17 protein-coding genes are annotated in these 17207 nt (G+C 47.3%); 10 read left to right on the plus strand and 7 right to left on the minus strand.

The genetic code is table 11. The features are described 5' to 3' along the window. Positions 1–4: 4 nt before the first annotated feature. Both ACH0WD_RS21820 and uxuA read right to left on the minus strand, forming a co-directional pair. Positions 5–1477 (minus strand): fructuronate reductase, encoded by a 1473-nt coding sequence (locus ACH0WD_RS21820; RefSeq protein ID WP_000437132.1) that lies wholly within the window; start codon positions 1475–1477, stop codon positions 5–7. A gap of 110 nt (positions 1478–1587) precedes the next feature. After that, complete coding sequence (gene uxuA / locus ACH0WD_RS21825) at positions 1588–2772, minus strand: mannonate dehydratase (RefSeq protein ID WP_000815487.1); 1185 nt, start codon at positions 2770–2772, stop codon at positions 1588–1590. 404 nt (positions 2773–3176) lie between these two features. Between uxuA and ACH0WD_RS21830 the strand changes: the two genes are divergently transcribed. From ACH0WD_RS21830 to iraD, 5 genes are all read left to right on the plus strand, one after another. Then, entirely contained in the window at positions 3177–4481 is a 1305-nt protein-coding gene (locus ACH0WD_RS21830) for an MFS transporter (RefSeq protein WP_000784371.1), read from the plus strand. 395 nt (positions 4482–4876) lie between these two features. Continuing rightward, entirely contained in the window at positions 4877–5755 is an 879-nt protein-coding gene (locus ACH0WD_RS21835; RefSeq protein WP_000089254.1) for a carbon-nitrogen hydrolase family protein, read from the plus strand. A gap of 38 nt (positions 5756–5793) precedes the next feature. Beyond that, positions 5794–6717 (plus strand): polysaccharide deacetylase, encoded by a 924-nt coding sequence (locus ACH0WD_RS21840; protein WP_000540891.1) that lies wholly within the window; start codon positions 5794–5796, stop codon positions 6715–6717. Between the two features lie 725 nt (positions 6718–7442). Then, positions 7443–7928 carry an Hcp family type VI secretion system effector gene (locus ACH0WD_RS21845; RefSeq protein ID WP_000338762.1) on the plus strand — a complete coding sequence of 162 codons (486 nt, stop codon included), beginning with the start codon at positions 7443–7445 and terminating at the stop codon, positions 7926–7928. Next, positions 7928–8311, plus strand: coding sequence for an anti-adapter protein IraD (iraD, locus tag ACH0WD_RS21850; protein WP_001537588.1), 384 nt, complete (start codon positions 7928–7930; stop codon positions 8309–8311). Before ACH0WD_RS21845 ends, iraD begins: the two co-directional genes overlap by 1 nt. A 131-nt stretch (positions 8312–8442) precedes the next feature. Here the strand turns inward: iraD and ACH0WD_RS21855 are convergent, their stop codons facing one another. Then, positions 8443–9927, minus strand: coding sequence for an NAD-dependent phenylacetaldehyde dehydrogenase (locus ACH0WD_RS21855; protein ID WP_001286404.1), 1485 nt, complete (start codon positions 9925–9927; stop codon positions 8443–8445). Between the two features lie 161 nt (positions 9928–10088). Between ACH0WD_RS21855 and ACH0WD_RS21860 the strand changes: the two genes are divergently transcribed. From ACH0WD_RS21860 to ACH0WD_RS21875, 4 genes are all read left to right on the plus strand, one after another. Beyond that, positions 10089–11390 carry an FAD-binding oxidoreductase gene (locus ACH0WD_RS21860; protein WP_001093168.1) on the plus strand — a complete coding sequence of 434 codons (1302 nt, stop codon included), beginning with the start codon at positions 10089–10091 and terminating at the stop codon, positions 11388–11390. Positions 11391–11404: 14 nt separating this feature from the next. Beyond that, positions 11405–11779 carry a cupin domain-containing protein gene (locus tag ACH0WD_RS21865; RefSeq protein ID WP_000542984.1) on the plus strand — a complete coding sequence of 125 codons (375 nt, stop codon included), beginning with the start codon at positions 11405–11407 and terminating at the stop codon, positions 11777–11779. Between the two features lie 208 nt (positions 11780–11987). After that, positions 11988–13487: an APC family permease gene (locus ACH0WD_RS21870; RefSeq protein WP_000475960.1), complete on the plus strand. Its 1500-nt coding sequence runs from the start codon at positions 11988–11990 to the stop codon at positions 13485–13487. Further along, positions 13465–14022 carry a DUF3156 family protein gene (locus ACH0WD_RS21875; RefSeq protein ID WP_000100107.1) on the plus strand — a complete coding sequence of 186 codons (558 nt, stop codon included), beginning with the start codon at positions 13465–13467 and terminating at the stop codon, positions 14020–14022. The genes ACH0WD_RS21870 and ACH0WD_RS21875 overlap by 23 nt, the downstream gene beginning before the upstream one ends. A 104-nt stretch (positions 14023–14126) precedes the next feature. Here ACH0WD_RS21875 and ACH0WD_RS21880 read toward each other — a convergent pair whose 3' ends face one another. From ACH0WD_RS21880 to ACH0WD_RS21895, 4 genes are all read right to left on the minus strand, one after another. Then, positions 14127–14810: a LuxR family transcriptional regulator gene (locus tag ACH0WD_RS21880; protein ID WP_001747491.1), complete on the minus strand. Its 684-nt coding sequence runs from the start codon at positions 14808–14810 to the stop codon at positions 14127–14129. Between the two features lie 777 nt (positions 14811–15587). Continuing rightward, the gene (locus ACH0WD_RS21885) at positions 15588–15974 is read right to left on the minus strand and encodes a hypothetical protein (protein WP_000385067.1); all 387 of its coding nucleotides are present in this window, start codon (positions 15972–15974) and stop codon (positions 15588–15590) included. A gap of 269 nt (positions 15975–16243) precedes the next feature. Then, positions 16244–16894 carry a hypothetical protein gene (locus tag ACH0WD_RS21890; protein ID WP_000724402.1) on the minus strand — a complete coding sequence of 217 codons (651 nt, stop codon included), beginning with the start codon at positions 16892–16894 and terminating at the stop codon, positions 16244–16246. Beyond that, positions 16872–17030 (minus strand): hypothetical protein, encoded by a 159-nt coding sequence (locus ACH0WD_RS21895; RefSeq protein ID WP_395202378.1) that lies wholly within the window; start codon positions 17028–17030, stop codon positions 16872–16874. The genes ACH0WD_RS21890 and ACH0WD_RS21895 overlap by 23 nt, the downstream gene beginning before the upstream one ends. A 105-nt stretch (positions 17031–17135) precedes the next feature. Between ACH0WD_RS21895 and ACH0WD_RS21900 the strand changes: the two genes are divergently transcribed. Continuing rightward, positions 17136–17207 (plus strand): IS1 family transposase (locus ACH0WD_RS21900; protein WP_001568368.1); only part of this gene is annotated, 72 nt, incomplete at its 3' end.

Consider the following 17207-nt stretch of genomic DNA (forward strand, 5'->3'; position numbering starts at 1 on the left):
CTCCTTACTTAGCCAGCGCTTCTACCGTGGCTTTCGCGCCATTCTGCAATAGCTGTTGGTAAGCGTCGGTAACGGCTTGCACAAATTCGTGGTTCTTCGGCAGGTCGTTGCCAAAGATAGACTCGATGGCCAGTAGCCCGCGAACGCGTTCTTCCGGCGTCTGATATTGCTGATGAATCGCCTGATACTGCGCGAGCAGCGGATCGACGACATCAATGGTTTTACCTTGCTCATCGACACCGCCGACGTAACGCATCCATCCGGCGACGCCCAGCGTCAGGCGGCGATAGTCATCGCCCTGTTGCAAGTGCAGGCGCACCGGGTCCAACAAACGCTGCGGCAGTTTCTGACTGCCATCCATCGCGATCTGCCAGGTGCGGTGTTTCAACGAGGGGTTAGTGAAACGCGCGATCAACAAATTCGCATACCCTTCCAGATCGGTGCCTTCCGGCATTGATAACGTCGGCGCTTGTTCATCAAGCATCAGCGCCAGCGCCGCGCGCCGGTAAGCCGGGTTGGTCATGGTATCGGCGATAGTGTCATACCCGCCGAGATAACCCAGATAGGCGAGGAAAGAGTGGCTGCCGTTAAGCATACGCAGCTTCATCATCTCAAACGGTACGACGTCTGCAACGAATTGCGCGCCGACGGTGTCCCAGTCCGGGCGACCATTCACAAAGTTATCTTCGATGACCCACTGGCGGAAGGGTTCGCAGGCGATAGCGCAAGGATCATAAACCCCTAACTGGTCGGCAACCAGCTGTAGCGTCTCTTCGGTCGCCGCCGGAACAATGCGGTCAACCATGGTGCAGGGGAAGGTCACATTGTCGGCAATCCATGCGGCGAGGGCGGCATCGCGAGCTTTTGCCAGGCCGAGGACGGCAGCCTTCGCGACGTGACCATTCTCGCGTACGTTATCACACGACAGCACGGTAAAAGCTTTCAGTCCTTGCTCCCGGCGCATGTTTAGCGCTTCGACAATATAGCCAATGGCGGATTTAGGCTGCTGTGGATGGGCAAGATCGTTTTGGATAAGCGGATTATTGACATCAAGCTCGCCGCTGGCGGGGTCGGTGCAGTAGCCTTTTTCGGTCACGGTTAAGGAGACGATGGCGGTTTCCGGGCGCGCCATTGCCGCCAGAATCCCTGCATGGCCGTCGAATTCAGGGTGCAGCGCTTCTTTCATTGAACCGATAATTTTCAGTTCGGTGCTTTCTGCGCCGCGTTCTGCAACGGTGTACAGCAGATTTTGCGCTTTCAGGTTCGCGATCAGCCGCGCGTCGTTACCCGGCATCAGGTTCACTTCACAAATGCCCCAGTCGCTGTCGCTCTTTTCCAGTAGATGATGGGTAAAGAGCGCCTGGTGCGCGCGGTGAAACGCCCCGCAGCCCAGATGCACAATACGGGATACCAGACGTGATTTGTCCCAGTTTGGGCGGGCGACGGAAACCTGGGCGGTGGCGATATTCTGTTCCATTGCAAACTCCTGTCATTCGACGTCTTCGCCCGCGATCTCCGGGGCGAGGCATGTTGCTATTGCATTGAGTAGGGGAAATCGCATGACGCGTCGCGCCATGCGAAAGAAGGTTATTTGCTAAAGAAAGCGCGCTGGATAGCCAGTTCGACGCCGCGGACTTCCGCAAGCCCTTTCAGACGGCCAATGGCGGAATAACCCGGATTCGTTTTCTTCTTCAGATCGTCCAGCATCTGATGACCGTGGTCCGGGCGCATCGGGATCAGATCGTCGCTACCTTCGGCTTTACGACGGTGCTCTTCTTCCACAATCGCTTTAACGACTTCATACATATCCACATCGCCGTGCAAATGGGCGGCCTCGTGGAAGGTCTTCGGATTCTCTTCGCGTAGCGTAGAACGCAGATGCGTAAAGTAGATGCGCGGACCAAATTGCTTGATCATATCAACCAGATCGTTGTCGGCGCGCACGCCGTAAGATCCGGTACACATGGTGAAGCCGTTCGCCATGCTATTAACGGTTTCCACCATCCATTGCATGTCTTCAATGGTAGAGACAATGCGCGGCAGGCCGAGAATAGGGCGCGGCGGATCGTCAGGGTGAACGGCCATACGCACGCCAACCTCGTCGGCAACCGGAATAATGGCTTTCAGGAAATAGGCAAAATGTTCACGCAGTTTTGCTTTATCGATATCTTTATACGTCGCCAGGTGTTGACGGAACTGATCCAGCGTATAGCCTTCTTCCGCGCCAGGTAAACCGGCAATAATGTTGCGGGTCAGACGTGCTTTGTCTTCCTCGCTCATGGTGGCGAAACGCCGCTCTGCCTGAGCAATCTCTTCTGCCGTATAGTCGGCTTCTGCTCCCGGACGCTTCAGGATGTGCAGTTCGAACGCGGCGAATTCAATCTGGTCAAAACGCAACGCTTTGGAACCATCCGGTAATACGTATTCCAGATCCGTACGTGTCCAGTCCAGTACCGGCATAAAGTTATAGCAAACCGTATAGATACCGCATTGCGCCAGGTTACGCAGCGTTTGCTGGTAGTTTTTGATCCATAAATCGTACTGACCGGTGTGGGTTTTGATATCTTCGTGGATAGGTACGCTCTCTACCACAGACCACTCCAGACCCGCCTCTTCAACGATAGCTTTACGTTTCTGGATCTCGTCTACCGACCAAATTTCTCCATTCGGGATATGGTGTAACGCCGTTACCACGCCGGTTGCGCCAGCCTGGCGTACATCTGACAGCGTTACCGGGTCGTTAGGTCCGTACCAGCGCCAGGTTTGTTTCATATCTCGTTTCCTCTTCTTGCGATAACGTCTTCGTGGTTGACCCATTGCCAGCCAACATCGAAACGTGCTTTGTAAACCCGTTCTGACCCCTAAATTCAACCAAAATTTTCCTCATGTCAACCTTGTTGTCTAAATTGGCTAACCAAATCACAAATATCATCATTCACGGTCTGCCAATTTTATTTATTTGATCTGCGTCAATTTTTGCTGGGTGAAAAGCATTCACCATTCAACTTGAAATGAGTTGATGTATTTATTTCAAGAATATTAAGTGCGGGAGTTGCCGCCAGATTTTGACCGGTCCGGATGAGAAAATATTGATTGGTCAACCAATTTTTGTGATTTCAGTTTTCCCGCTACAGGTCAGACGGCGCGGAGCTAATGTTTTTTAACGAGGCTTTATCATGAAGATGACAAAATTAAGATGGTGGATTATCGGCCTGGTCTGCGTAGGGACCATCGTAAACTACCTGTCCCGTAGCTCGCTTAGCGTTGCGGCGCCAGCGATGATGAAAGAACTCCATTTTGATGAGCAACAATATTCCTGGGTGGTGAGCGCCTTCCAGCTTTGTTACACCATTGCGCAGCCGATCACCGGCTATTTGATGGATGTCATCGGACTGAAAATCGGCTTCTTTATCTTTGCCTTGTTATGGTCGCTGATTAACATGGCGCACGCGCTGGCCGGCGGCTGGATAAGCCTGGCATTTCTGCGTGGTCTGATGGGGCTAACCGAAGCGTCAGCGATTCCGGCCGGGATTAAAGCCAGCGCCGAATGGTTCCCGACGAAAGAACGCGGTATTGCGGGGGGCCTGTTTAATATCGGTACTTCGATTGGTGCGATGCTGGCGCCGCCGCTGGTGGTCTGGGCGATGCTGACCTTTGCTGATAGCGGCATCGGTACTGAAATGGCGTTTGTGATTACCGGTGGGATCGGCGTGCTGTTCGCCATCACCTGGTTCCTGATTTATAACTCGCCAAATAAACACCCGTGGATCACCCACAAAGAGCTGCGTTATATCGAAGACGGCCAGGAAAGCTATCTCCAGGACGATAATAAAAAACCGGCCGTTAAAGAGATCGTTAAAAAGCGTAACTTCTGGGCGTTGGCGATTACCCGTTTTCTGGCTGACCCGGCATGGGGAACGCTGAGTTTCTGGATGCCGCTGTATCTGATTAACGTGATGCATCTGCCGTTAAAAGAGATCGCCATGTTTGCCTGGCTGCCGTTCCTGGCGGCGGACTTTGGCTGCGTTGCAGGCGGTTTCCTGGCGAAGTTCTTCATGGAAAAGATGCACATGACCACGATCAATGCGCGTCGTTGTAGCTTTACCATCGGCGCTGTTTTGATGATTTCGATCGGTTTTGTCAGCATTACGACTAACCCGTATGTCGCCATTGCATTGATGAGTATTGGCGGTTTTGCGCACCAGACGCTGTCTACCGTCGTGATTACCATGAGCGCTGACCTGTTCAAGAAAAATGAGGTCGCGACGGTTGCCGGTCTGGCAGGATCTGCGGCATGGATGGGACAGTTAAGCTTCAACCTGTTTATGGGGGCATTGGTCGCTATTATCGGTTACGGCCCGTTCTTCATTGCACTCAGTCTGTTCGATATTATCGGCGCCATCATCCTGTGGGTACTGATTAAAGATCCGGAAAAGCACCACCCGCCAATGACGGAACAGCCGCTGGCGTCTCACCGCTAAAGCTGTCTCGGTTTCACTGGCCTGATAAGCGAAGCGCTACCGGGTTCTAACGGCCACCTTCGGGTGGCCGTCTTCATTACCCTTATCGGTAAAAATACGCGTTGGTTTTATACCAGCGCGTTATCATTTAGTTTGCCTGATTATTTTCAGATGCTGAAAATAATATTGTGGTAAGGGTTATTGTTTTTCGCCTGGATTTTTATCGACTCTCTGTCTCGCTGCGATCATCGATAAAGTCCCCTTTATGTAAATAAAGGTTCAATGCTTCTACTCTTTTCTCCATATATTTTGCGCAGCTTCACAAAAAATAACCTGATGTCGTAATGTCCGCTCCCTAATATTCTCCATGCGCTATACGTTAATTTAAGTTTAAATTTCATGCCGGGGATATCACGATGTCACGTAATTTTACTGTTTCAGCCTGTCAGTATATTGTTACTGAAATAAACACTTTTGAAGATTTCATAACAAAGGTAAGGATACTTCTTAATAAAAGTCAGGGGGCTGATGTCGTTATCTTCCCGGAGCTATTTACCATTGAGTTATTTACACTATTGAAAAAATGGCAAGAAAGACCCATTTCACACCTAACTTTAATTGATCAGTTTACGGATGCCTATAAGCAGCTTTTTCAACAGGAAGCGAAAGAAAGAGGACAGTTCATTATTGCTGGCTCTCATCTGGAGCAGACTGGAGCAGATCGCTATGAGAATGTTGCGCATATATGGGGACCCGATGGCGAACATTATGCTCACAGTAAGACGCATATCTTCCCGGCTGAACGGGGTTGGTATACTCAGGAAGGCGATAAAATGGCTGTTTTTCAACTGCCATTTGCAAAGGTGGGTTTTAATATTTGTTATGAAGCAGAAATACCGGAGTGTGCCGCGACGCTGGCGGAACAGGGTGCGGAGTTAATTTTAACGCCTTCCGCTACGTTTACTGAACAGGGATTTTGGCGAGTCAGGCATTGTTGCCACGCACGTTGTATTGAAAATCAAATTTATCTTGTTCACTGTTGCCTAGGCGGAAACCCGGGCGGGCCACTGCCAGGCTGCTGGGCCCGAAGTTCAATTTTAAGCCCCTGTGATGTCGTGTGGAAAAATCCACAAGGTATTATCGCAGAGGCGCACGTCAATCAAGAGGATGTCATTTCAGGAGAAATTAACCTCGATGTTCTATATGAAAATAGACTTGGGGGGGCAGCAACAACGTTCAAGGACAGACGCAGAAAAGCAGGCATATATAATATCTGGCCATCACACATTAAATAACAGAATGTGTCCCTTCTATGTATTAGCTGGAGGTCGTTATGGGATATTTAAAATTACCTGAGGGTAAAAGGATTGCGGTCAATCTTGGTGTCGATGTAGATGCTCAGTCTTTATGGCTGGGCGGATTTAATCGACCGTCGCCATCCTTTATGTCACGAGGAGAGTTTGGTGCACAAGTTGGCGTACCAAGGCTTCTGAAATTGTTTAAAGAAAATAATATCAAAACCACCTTTTTTATTCCCGGACACACTGTAGACACCTTCCCGGAAATCAGTAAAGCGATTTTTGATGCCGGGCATGAAATCGCTCACCATGGCTACTATCATGAAAATCCGACTCTGGTGAATCGTGATACAGAACGCCGACTTATGGATCTGGCGTTCGCCTGTTATAAAAGACATTTTGGCATACGCCCTGTGGGATACCGTTCTCCCTATTGGGATTATAGCGAGAATACGCTGGATCTTCTGGAGGAAGCCGGTTTTCTCTATGACAGTAGCCTGATGGCGAGAGATCTTGTGCCTTACCATCCTCAACGTTGGCAGGTGAATTGGGAAACGGGAAATATCGCAGGCCCGGCCAGCGCGATTCTGGAAATTCCTGTTAGCTGGTATCTGGATGATTTTCCCGCACTGGCGTATACCGGCAACCAGGAGGGGATGAGCGATACTGACGGTGTTCTGCGACGCTGGAAGGATATTTTTACCTATGCTTATCACCATCAGGAAAACGGTTTATATGCGATGGCCCTTCATCCGCAGATAATCGGTCATGGGCATCATATGATGATGTTGTCACGTTTGATTGAACATATTAAAGGGCATGATGGCGTATGGTTTGCAACCTGTGAAGAGATAGCCAGTGTCTGGGTGGATGACGAAGAGGATCGACAAAAAATGCTCCGTCCTGATGTTCGTGGCGTAGCGCCGGTTCCGGATGATTATGGCTGGCCGGGCAAATGATATCACCTCATGACAATGTTAATATCAGTCGGGTAACGGATTACCCGGGCAGAAGTTACCTGTTTGCCCGCTCGTTAATGCATATTATCCATCAGAAAGGGAGACTATCCCGGGACGTATAAAATCTTTTTTATTTCGGTCAAAACGTTAATCAACGAGAATAGTTTGTTTTTTGATTTAAATCATTTTTTAGTGTTCACAGGAAAATAAGCAAATAACATTTATAATGTGAGTATTAAGAAAAATAAAATTCCCATAGTGATTAATTTTTATTTAACGCTTTGATTTTTAATGTTTTTGTATGTGTTAATTGATGTAAATCAATTTGGATTTTTTTATTAAATAAGTAAAAATTAAGTTGATATTTGCTTTTTGATGTGTTTTTTATATATAGCTGATTATTATTCTGAAATGTCAATTTTTGAATAACGACGCTGTGATACCGGCACCAGGGATACTTTGCGATAAAAGGGATTGAATATGGCAGAGAGCATTCAGTATAACCTCAATTGTATTTGGCCACAGCGGGCCAAAACCCTCTATTGCATTGCAACCAGTGGAATAACGTTCATCAGACGTGGGTAAACGTTGGCAAAATCCCTGCAAACCTGGCGCTTTTCACGCTGTGTTTTTTGGTCGTTGCGCTTTTAATAAGAGTCACAAGCGTTGGCCGCCGGTATTCGTCTGGCTGCTGAACTGCCACCTGATCAACAAGGAGATAAATCATGGATGCGATTTTTTTAAAGCTCGACAATATCAAAGGCGAAAGCCAGGTTGGAGGCTTTGAAGATCAGATAGAGATCATGTCTTATAGCCACAATGTGGCAATGCAGGTAAATAACGATGTTAGCCTCACTGAGCGGACTTCCGGGCGCGCGCATGTTGGTGAAATGTCGCTCACCAAATTTGTCGACCTCGCCACGCCTGTGCTCAATGAGTACTGCTGTAGCGGGAGGCTAATTAGAACCGCGGTGCTGACGTTGTGCCGCAATGACGACGGCAAAATGCGGTCGCTTATCGTTTATACCCTGACAAACGTGCTGATATCACAACTCAGTGTTAGCGGCGGCGCCGGCGGTAAGCCGGTGGAAACGATGTCGCTGAACTTCACGAAAATCGAATGGCAAATCACTGCCGAGAAACCAGACGGCGCTCAACAGGAGTCCAGAACGTCAGTATGGGATCTGGCGATGGACCAGATAGGGAAATGATGATGACGCCAACCATTCCGGTCGCGCTATTCGACAGGCTCTTGGTTGAGGGGATAAGCCCACATGAATTGGTACGCCGCAAATTAATGTGTTTATTCAACTCTTGCGCCGTGCCAGGTGGCGAGACATTACCGCCGCTGCTCACTCGGGGTATGCCGGAATGGCACGAGGTGAATGTGGGTGACAAACGGGTTCTCAACTGGTTTTGCCGTGAGCTTCGCGCTGCTATTTTACGTTATGAACCGAGCATCAACATGCTGAAAGTCAGTGTAAAAGATGCCTATCATCAGACGCTGGCGTTGTCTTTGGAAGCGATGTTACAGGATGAGTCTGAACCGTTAAGACTGGAGATAGCCTACTCTAACGGTAGATGGCGCGAGTAATGCAGGAAGGAACGCCGGGCCGGGCGTTTAACATTACCCACAAGCAATAAAACGCAGCGAACGAACCTGATAATCAGGCAGACAGTCCACCTTTCGGTATGGTTGATCTGCCTGCATCATTTTCAGGATGGTTAATAACGGACCATGACCGATTTAAGTTCGGTATAGTCATCAATAAACGCGCTGCCAAATTCACGACCACTACCCGATCCTTTCATCCCTCCAAAGGGTACCGCGGGATCGAGGAAGGTATGCATATTGACCCATACCATGCCAGCATCAATATCTTCAGCGTAGCGTAATGCCTTAGACATATTTTCCGACCACACACTTGCAGCAAGGCCGAATGGCGAAGCGTTAATATGCGAAAGCGCCTCTTTTTCATTCTGATAACCGATAAAGCTACAGACAGGGCCAAAGGTCTCCTCGTGCATCAGCGTACTGTTTTTACTACGCACTTTTACCGCCGTCGGCTGTAAAAAGTACCCTTCGCCGGGTAAAGTTTCACCGCCGTAAACAATAGTATCCCCTTCTTCCCGTGCGCGTTGAATCAGATGCAGCACTTTTTCAAGCTGAACCTGATTCGCCAGCGGGCCCATCACCGTTTTTTCATCTAAAGGCGAGCCGGGCACGATCTCCGATAACCGTTGCCTGAGGAGCGTCATGACCGTATCCAGTTTTTCCTGGGGCAGATAAAAACGCTCTGCGGCAGCACAAATCTGTCCTTGATTCAGATAACCGGCTTCAAGAATACCGTTGACCATGGCTTGTGCCGAGAGATCATTGAGAAACAGCGCCGCATTTTTCCCTCCCAGTTCGAGGGTAACGCGTTTTCCTGACGATGTTGCCGAACGCCGGACTTTCTCACCTGTCGCAACTGACCCGGTGAAACTCACTTTGGCGCAATCTGGATGCGCGATCAGCTGTTGCGCTATCTCACCGCCAGCACCGTTTACCACGTTAATTACGCCATCAGGGAAACCTGCCTCTTTAGCCAGCTCAGCGACTCGCAGCAGTGTCAGCGGGGTATATTCACTTGGTTTAATGACGATGGTGCAGCCACATACCAGCGCTGCGGCCAGTTTCCAGATAGCAATCATAATTGAGAAATTCCACGGCACAATACCGACGACCACGCCAATGGGTTGGCGTTGGGTAAACGCTGTGTATCTCTCTTCTCCCATTGATGGCAGGGAGACATTCAGCGTTTCACCGGTTATTTTTCCTGCCCAACCGGCAAAGTAACGCAGGAAGGCCACTGACTGATCGAGTTCAAGACCGCGCGACAGCATAATCGTTTTACCTGAACAGACGCTTTCCAGTTGAGCTAACTCTTCACGATGAGCGGCAAGAGTATCAGCCAGTTTCAGCAGTAATGCGCCGCGTTGTAACGTTGGCATTTTACGCCAGACATCAAACGCCCGTCTGGCGCTCTGCATGGCCTGTTCTGCCTGCGCAGGGGTTGCCGACACAACGTCGGCGATGATTTTGCCTGTGGCTGGGTTAGTGACCGAGAAGTTCGTGCCGTTTCCGGCCTGACGTTCACCTGCAATAAATTGTCCGTGTCGTTGGCGTAAAAAAGTCGTTACTTCGGCAAGTAATGTCACATCGCTCATCAGAAGTGCCTGTAGGTCAGGAATGTACGTTTTTCCATCCCAACATACTTTTTCGGGGCTGAATATCGTTCCAAAGAACGTCATTCTTCCGGACGATATTTTGTAAAACGTTACCGTGCTGTGATAGCGCTCTTAGTCAAGCGTGATGACAAGGTAACGCGATGAATACAAAACTCGATGCGTTGAATTACTACGGCGCGACGAAAAAATACCCGTTGCATTTTCCTGCTCTGCAAGAGGATATTGATGCCGATGTGGTGATCATTGGCGGTGGCTTTTCAGGCATCAATACCGCGCTGGAACTGGCGGAGCAGGGGATCACTAATGTTGTCGTTCTGGAAGCCCGTCATCTTGGGTATGGCGGCACCGGACGAAACGGCGGTCAGGTAATGGCCGGTATAGGTCACGACATCGAAGCCGTTAAAAAATATGTAGGCGCAGCGGGAATGGAGACGCTGTTTAAAATCTCGAACCTCGGCGCGGGTATTATTCGGGAGCGAATTCGTAAATACCATATTGATGCTGATTTTGTCCCCGGATATGGTTATCTGGCCTACAACCAGCGGCAGTTAAAAACGCTGCAACAATGGGAAAAAGAATTCAAAGCCGCTACGCCGGAAGACGATATTGAACTCTATACCGGTAAAGACGTGCAGCAGGTTATTGGTTCCGACGTCTACTGCGGTGTTCTCAAGCATATGGGGGGAGGGCATGTCCACTCGCTGAATTTATTGCTGGGCTCCGCTCAGGCTGCGAATTCGCTGGGGGTGAAGATATTCGAATATTCACCTGTGGTTGAGGTCAGTTACGGTAAAACTGTGCGGGTACGTACTGCGATGGGCAGCGTAAAAGCGGCCAAATTGCTGTGGGCCTGTGATAGCTTTCTCAATAATCTGGAACCAGAAATTTATAAGAAAACGCTGGTTACTTATTCTTATCAGGTCTCTACAGAACCTCTCTCCAGCGAGCTTGTTGAGCGGATCAGTCCCTTGCGCGGGGCTTTTAGTGATATCCGCCCGGTGATAAATTACTACCGTCTCACAAAAGAAAACCGTCTGCTGTTTGGCAGCGCCACAAGGTTTCTTGAATATACCCCGCACGATTTTGCTGCCTGGAACCGCACTCTGTTGACGGAGGTCTTCCCTTATTTGAAAGACGTTAAAATCGATTTTGCCTGGGGCGGACCGATGGCCTGTAGCGCGAATCTGTTTCCGCAGATTGGCACGCTTCGTGAACACAATAATGTTTTTTATGTTCAGGGTTATTCCGGATTTGGCGTCACGCCTTCCCATATTGTATGCAAAATCCTGGCCGAAGGAATAAATGGCGGTTCCGAGCGGTATCGTCTGATGAGTAGCATTCCCCACGCGACAATTTATGGTCGCGACAGTCTACGTCTATTGCTGGTCAGTGCGGGAAAACTGATACATCAAACAGCCGGTTTCTGGAAAGGCCGGAATTAACCAGGAGAACATTAATGCACGCTTTTAAACTCAATCAACCTGTTCCTGAATTACAGCCAGTCGGGAGTGTCAGCCTGTTAGGGGCGTTGCCAACAGAAGGCGATCCCCAGGTCGCCGTTGCGATGATTTACGGTAAACCTGAGGACGTATTTACCTGTGGACTGTTTTCATCGACCCGCGGCGGTTTCACTATGATTTATCCCTTTACCGAGCACGCAACCGTGCTGGAAGGGGAAGTGGAACTCACTGTTGCGGGTCAGGAACCGATACGTTTTTCACCGGGCGATAGTTGGTTTGTTGAACAGGGAACCGAAGTGGCATGGAAAGTTTTAACGCCCCGTTTTGTAAAACATTATCTGGCAAACGTTGAAAGCCATAAACAGGGTTGAATCCTTTAATTGTTCGTCAGTAGCGTTGGCATCACTGGGGAGAATAACGCGCTCCCCACTTGCTATTAGCGCATGCGGGGACGGCGTCACAACGTTATTTACCGTTATCCCTCTTCAGGACGATACCTGTTAGATGCGCTGCCTGCCATAAATAAACGTTATTCCGGAGCGGTAATTTATTGTTGTAATAATAGTGAAGAGGTTGACCATGTTTAAAAACAGACTTGCCAGCCATCTTGAACGTGGCGTTATTGGTTTCCCCACGACACTTGCCAGCTCCGTCGGGCTGATTATGGCAAGCCCGGTGATCCTGACCGTGACCAGTGGTTTTGGCTCAGGGGGAGATACCTTTGCCCTTGCGGTATTACTGGCATTTATTATGATGCAAGCGCAGATTACCACCTTTGCCGAAGCGGCAACGCTCATTCCCACGACTGGCTCCGTCTACGACTATATTTCCTGCGGGATGGGGCGTTTTTTCGCTATCACCGGTGCGCTTTGCGCTTACCTGATCGTACACATTTTTGCCGGCACGGCAGAAACGATTCTCGCTGGCGTCATGGCGCTGGTGAACTTTGAGTCTGTTAGTGAGCACGTGGCCATGCAGCACAATACCTGGATGGTTGGCGTCGGCATGGTAGTGGTTTTCGGGTTACTGAATGCCATTGGTGTTGAAGTATTTGGCAAGGTGGAAGTATTTCTTACTTTCGGTATGTGGACTACCCTGACCATCTTCGGTTTATGCGGGATCCTGTTATCCCCGGTCACTCATCATTCCGGGTGGTTTGGCGCACCGCTTGATGTCAGTAATCTTTCTGGTCTGTTTGGTTATATTGGCATGGCGATGTTTATGTTCGTCGGTTGTGAACTGGTAACGCCAATGGCGCCGGAAATTAAAAAAGCGCATCGTACGATCCCCAGAGCGATGGCGCTTGGCCTTTTAGCGGTGGCAGGTTGTATGTTCCTCTATGGTGCTGCGATTAACCGGCAGGTAAATAATGTGGTTGTCGATGCGGCAAACCATATCTTTTTACTGGATACGCCGATGGCTATTCCCGCCTTTGCCAATCGTGTCATGGGACATGTCGGGCAATACTGGCTGGGCGTGGGGTTGTTGTTAGCGGGATGTGCGACGATTAATACGCTGATGGCGGCAGTACCGCGTATTATATACGGCATGGCGCTGGACGGCGCTTTGCCGCGGTTTCTGACCTGGTTGCACCCCCGCTTTAAAACACCGGTCATCGCCATCGCATTCGGTGTTGCGATTCCCTGTTTACATGCCTGGTATCTGAACGGTGATATCGACCACATTGTTCCGCTGATCCTCGCTGCGGTCTGCGCCTGGGGAGTAGCTTATCTGCTGGTAACGTTATCGGTCGTTATCTTACGTATTCGGCGCCCCGATTTACCACGCGCTTACCGGGCCCCCTGGTTTCCCTTACCTCAGATTATTTCGAGCGTGGGTATTATTATCGCCATTATTAATATCGCGCCTCCAGGAATGAACAGTCGGGATGTACTTATACCATTCGGTATTATGCTTGGATTGACTGCCGCCTATGCCTTATTCTGGACATTATGTGTGCAACGGGTTAATCCTTTCCTCCCGCTTCCGGTAGAAGAGGTCGTGGAACGGGCGATGGGCAATTATGAAAAGCGAAACAATGAAGAGATGACGCCAGATGTCCTCCGTCCCCTGGTTTAAGAGCACATTAATGAACATGGTGTTACGTGATTTGAGCGGCTGGCGTTGTGAAAAATTGACCGAACATAGCGCCGTGCTGCATCTGAATGCATTTACCCAGGTTATCTGCCATGTTCAGCAAAAACGGTTATTCATGGCCAGTATTCACAGTTGTGAATTCAGGGTGAAAGGCACAATCAATTATCCTTTGCAGGGCAAAATTCGCGCTCATCAGCCCGGATGGCTGAAACGTTATCCCGTCATTTTTACTGGCAGTAAAAGTACCGCCGGGCTGATTAGCTATCTTAATCGTTTCCCCAATTTACAACAGGCTCTGAGTGAACTGGATTATCGTCGGTTTACTCTGGTTTTACATCATAAGGAATGGTATTGCAGCATTGAGCTATGGGCTGCTAGCGAAGTGGTTTGTAAAATGCCGCCGCTGCGCCGTTATCTGCGGCTTGAGCGGCACCAGCGTGTTCTTCTGCTTAGTGTGATAAATATGATCAATCAGGCCATGAATCAATGGCTGCAACAGGATACCGACGCCAGATAATATGACATTTTATTGCGGCATCAGCTCAGAGAGTGGTATTAATTCAGGCACATATGACACATGGGGAAAAGACCCGCAATTGACGCGGGTTAAAAAGAACGCTTTCACATATGCTGTAAATATTGTACCGAGGACATTCTGGTTCGGGAAACCAGTTCCGTGCGATTTATCACTTCTGTTTTAGCAAAAATATTACGTAAATGCGTTTTCACTGTTGAGAGAGAAATATTCAACTGACGGGCAATCAATTTGTTGCTGGCCCCTTCGCAGACCATTCCCACAATTTCACGCTCTTTGGCGGTCAATATTGACGTCAGATTGTTGTCTTCCTGAAGAAAATCATGAATTGCCAGTCCCAGTAATGGTTGTACTGCCTGGGCTCGCAAACGCTCTTCGCTGGAAAAAGGTATATCGCGCATTAATGAAATGCCCGCGATAATACGATGGCCCCGACGAATAAAGATCTCAATCATGTCGCACACATGATTAGGTAGCATAAATTCATGATAATAATGGCGATGACGGGCACAGATACCGGGCGTCATCGTCGCTACGGTAATAACCTGTTGGCCGAACCGGGAAGGCGATAGCGGGTCTAATGGTTGAAAATGCTCCAGATATTGTTGGTGTGTGCTATTGGAAATGTTATGTAAAACATAGGCTTCCGGCTTTAAATAAGCATTAACACGATAAAAAACCGCCGACGACAGAGGAATGAGTTGCGCAATGCTCTGTAAACAATGGAGAGTGATCCCGTCATTATGGCCAGTAGTTGATAAGGCTGACATGTTATCTCCTTCCATCCGGATGAGCGCGCCGGGACGCAGTAAAATAGTGGTATGTTGAAACATACAATTTACATTAACTTAACACAATCATTCACATGTTAATAATGTGACGTGTGTTGCGATATTTTTTATAACCGATTGAAAATAAATGTTTTTAATTTGAATCTTGTCTGGATTTCTAAAAAATAATTAAAAATTATTAATATAATTTTTTTCTGTCGCGGTTGACTCATCTCCTGAAAATGCCGTGGGTTCTCGTCCTTCAGGACGATATTCTTTTGAGACAACTGTTCTATGATTTTCTGTAATAGCGCAGGTTAACAGAGACTTAATTTCTGGTTCAGACAGGATTTGCTAAATAACGTTTCAATAGCGTCATGCGCTATGCAGAAAACCGGCGTTTTTACCCACAAAAAGCGGTGGCTGCCAGTATATTTTAATGAACAGTAGTGAACATGAAGAGCGGAGTAACTTGTTGATTTTATAAATAAAAAACGGACGCCATAGGGCGTCCGCATCTGAATGGTTGGTGCCCGGACCTGGAGAAGTCCTTTGGGCTAATGGACTGTTAAAGCTATTTTTTACCGTTTATCAAGACCACCACAAAACTAACCCTTACAGAATTATCTACGTGATTTGCCTGGTGTGGGTTCGATTCCTGCTACTGTCTGATAATTGTTGAACCAGTTCTTCTGTATAGGGTATCAGCAGAGCAGACTTTCGAAATTTGACATCCAGCAAGAATCGGTGTGAGACACTCACGGTTTTTCCTGCCGTCTATTCATCATTGAAAAATGATAGTATTTTTATGAGAATAAGAGCCAAAAATATAGAGATGCCTGTATAAATCCCTCGTTCTGTCCAGGTATCCAGACGAAATAACCAATAGACACATAAAAAAACAAGTAGCCCACCAATAATTGACGCGAGAGCGCCAATGATTTTTTTGAGCATATATTTAAAAGTACCTTCATTATATTTCATGGTTTTTCTTTTTGTGTCGCCATTACCATTCTTATGACAGTTAATTTTATGCTGAAGAATAACCCTGCCATTATCTGTTTTCTGGCATATCTTATTAGGCGTAAACGTCAACAGGCGTAGCGCATGATAGTAATTTTCTTGTTTTGAAGGCCAGTTTCTATCAACGATTAAATAATCCACTGTACGTATACTATAACGATGCTGACCTGATAAAAATGATACATATTATCAAGTGGAACAGAAAAATGATAATTGCTCTCACCTGAAATTTTAAGCCACTCGTCTGTGTCAAAGACAGAACTAAAGCGGCATGAACCACTTAAATAACGCAGAGTAACCTCGTCATTAATGATACGCTCATCTCAGTATCCAACATCCAGACTCCTGGAAATTTACTGCATTCCTGTAACTCAAATTATTTAGAGTATATTAATATCGGATATTCCTTTTTAATTAACGCCAATCTCCATACTTTCCAGTGACTTTAATATGTATGGCGTAAAATCAATCAACTGATTATCTATTTTTCTGATTAAACTGCCTGCGCCGCATAAAGCATGTGAGCCATCAATCATACAAAAATAAAATTTCTTTTTTATGTTATCATCTTCGTATATTGTTTTATCCATCTCCGAAATATTCTCATCAATGATTAAGAAACCCTGTGCATTCACTGAACTTATATTATATAAAACTGATGGTTTAAATTTATTATTTGTTTTTGTTGCATCATCATCTATCACCCATATGTTTTTATTTTTATCAAAAACGATGTGCTGTATATGTGAGCCATACTCACCAACATCATACACCTCTCTGCTATATGAACAACTCCATAATGTAATTGGATAAAACTCAGGATCATAAACATGGTTTTTATCATTGAGATCTTTAATATTTTCATTTAAGAAAAAGTAATCATTAAATTTTACGTTCTTACACTCAGGGGTTTCCACGCGATAGTCAATCCTTGCATCAATGCGAAGCATTCTTACAGAATATTTCGACTCACTTAATTTATCTGGTAATGATATAGATGGAATAATATTTGCTTTCAAAGGTAAGATAAGAAACAAACTAATGATAGTGATTTTTTTCATGGCTTTTATCCTGGTTGAGCTTGGTGGAGTTATTTGATTCGATAAGCTTATCATCATCTTTTTTCGGTTGATAAAAATAACCAGAACCAGAAAATAAAAACATCCGATAATAATTACCACCAGATTCAGCAGACATATATATATCTTTTTTGATACATTTTGATTCTGATTTTATATCAGGAAAACGGTGATGCTGCCAACTTACTGATTTAGTGTATGATGGTGTTTTTGAGGTGCTCCAGTGGCTTCTGTTTCTATCAGCTGTCCCTCCTGTTCAGCTACTGACGGGGTGGTGCGTAACGGCAAAAGCACC

It is taken from the genome of Salmonella sp. 2020_1395, from assembly GCF_043848115.1.
GTDB classification, from domain to species: domain Bacteria; phylum Pseudomonadota; class Gammaproteobacteria; order Enterobacterales; family Enterobacteriaceae; genus Salmonella; species Salmonella enterica.

Excerpts from the sequence above, each read along its gene's own strand:
- ACH0WD_RS21820 (WP_000437132.1), bottom strand. The coding sequence starts at position 1,477 with ATGGAACAGAATATCGCCACCGCCCAGGTTTCCGTCGCCCGCCCAAAC.
- uxuA (WP_000815487.1), bottom strand. The coding sequence starts at position 2,772 with ATGAAACAAACCTGGCGCTGGTACGGACCTAACGACCCGGTAACGCTG.
- ACH0WD_RS21830 (WP_000784371.1), top strand. The coding sequence starts at position 3,177 with ATGAAGATGACAAAATTAAGATGGTGGATTATCGGCCTGGTCTGCGTA.
- ACH0WD_RS21835 (WP_000089254.1), top strand. The coding sequence starts at position 4,877 with ATGTCACGTAATTTTACTGTTTCAGCCTGTCAGTATATTGTTACTGAA.
- ACH0WD_RS21840 (WP_000540891.1), top strand. The coding sequence starts at position 5,794 with ATGGGATATTTAAAATTACCTGAGGGTAAAAGGATTGCGGTCAATCTT.
- ACH0WD_RS21845 (WP_000338762.1), top strand. The coding sequence starts at position 7,443 with ATGGATGCGATTTTTTTAAAGCTCGACAATATCAAAGGCGAAAGCCAG.
- iraD (WP_001537588.1), top strand. The coding sequence starts at position 7,928 with ATGATGACGCCAACCATTCCGGTCGCGCTATTCGACAGGCTCTTGGTT.
- ACH0WD_RS21855 (WP_001286404.1), bottom strand. The coding sequence starts at position 9,927 with ATGAGCGATGTGACATTACTTGCCGAAGTAACGACTTTTTTACGCCAA.
- ACH0WD_RS21860 (WP_001093168.1), top strand. The coding sequence starts at position 10,089 with ATGAATACAAAACTCGATGCGTTGAATTACTACGGCGCGACGAAAAAA.
- ACH0WD_RS21865 (WP_000542984.1), top strand. The coding sequence starts at position 11,405 with ATGCACGCTTTTAAACTCAATCAACCTGTTCCTGAATTACAGCCAGTC.
- ACH0WD_RS21870 (WP_000475960.1), top strand. The coding sequence starts at position 11,988 with ATGTTTAAAAACAGACTTGCCAGCCATCTTGAACGTGGCGTTATTGGT.
- ACH0WD_RS21875 (WP_000100107.1), top strand. The coding sequence starts at position 13,465 with ATGTCCTCCGTCCCCTGGTTTAAGAGCACATTAATGAACATGGTGTTA.
- ACH0WD_RS21880 (WP_001747491.1), bottom strand. The coding sequence starts at position 14,810 with ATGTCAGCCTTATCAACTACTGGCCATAATGACGGGATCACTCTCCAT.
- ACH0WD_RS21890 (WP_000724402.1), bottom strand. The coding sequence starts at position 16,894 with ATGAAAAAAATCACTATCATTAGTTTGTTTCTTATCTTACCTTTGAAA.
- ACH0WD_RS21895 (WP_395202378.1), bottom strand. The coding sequence starts at position 17,030 with ATGTCTGCTGAATCTGGTGGTAATTATTATCGGATGTTTTTATTTTCT.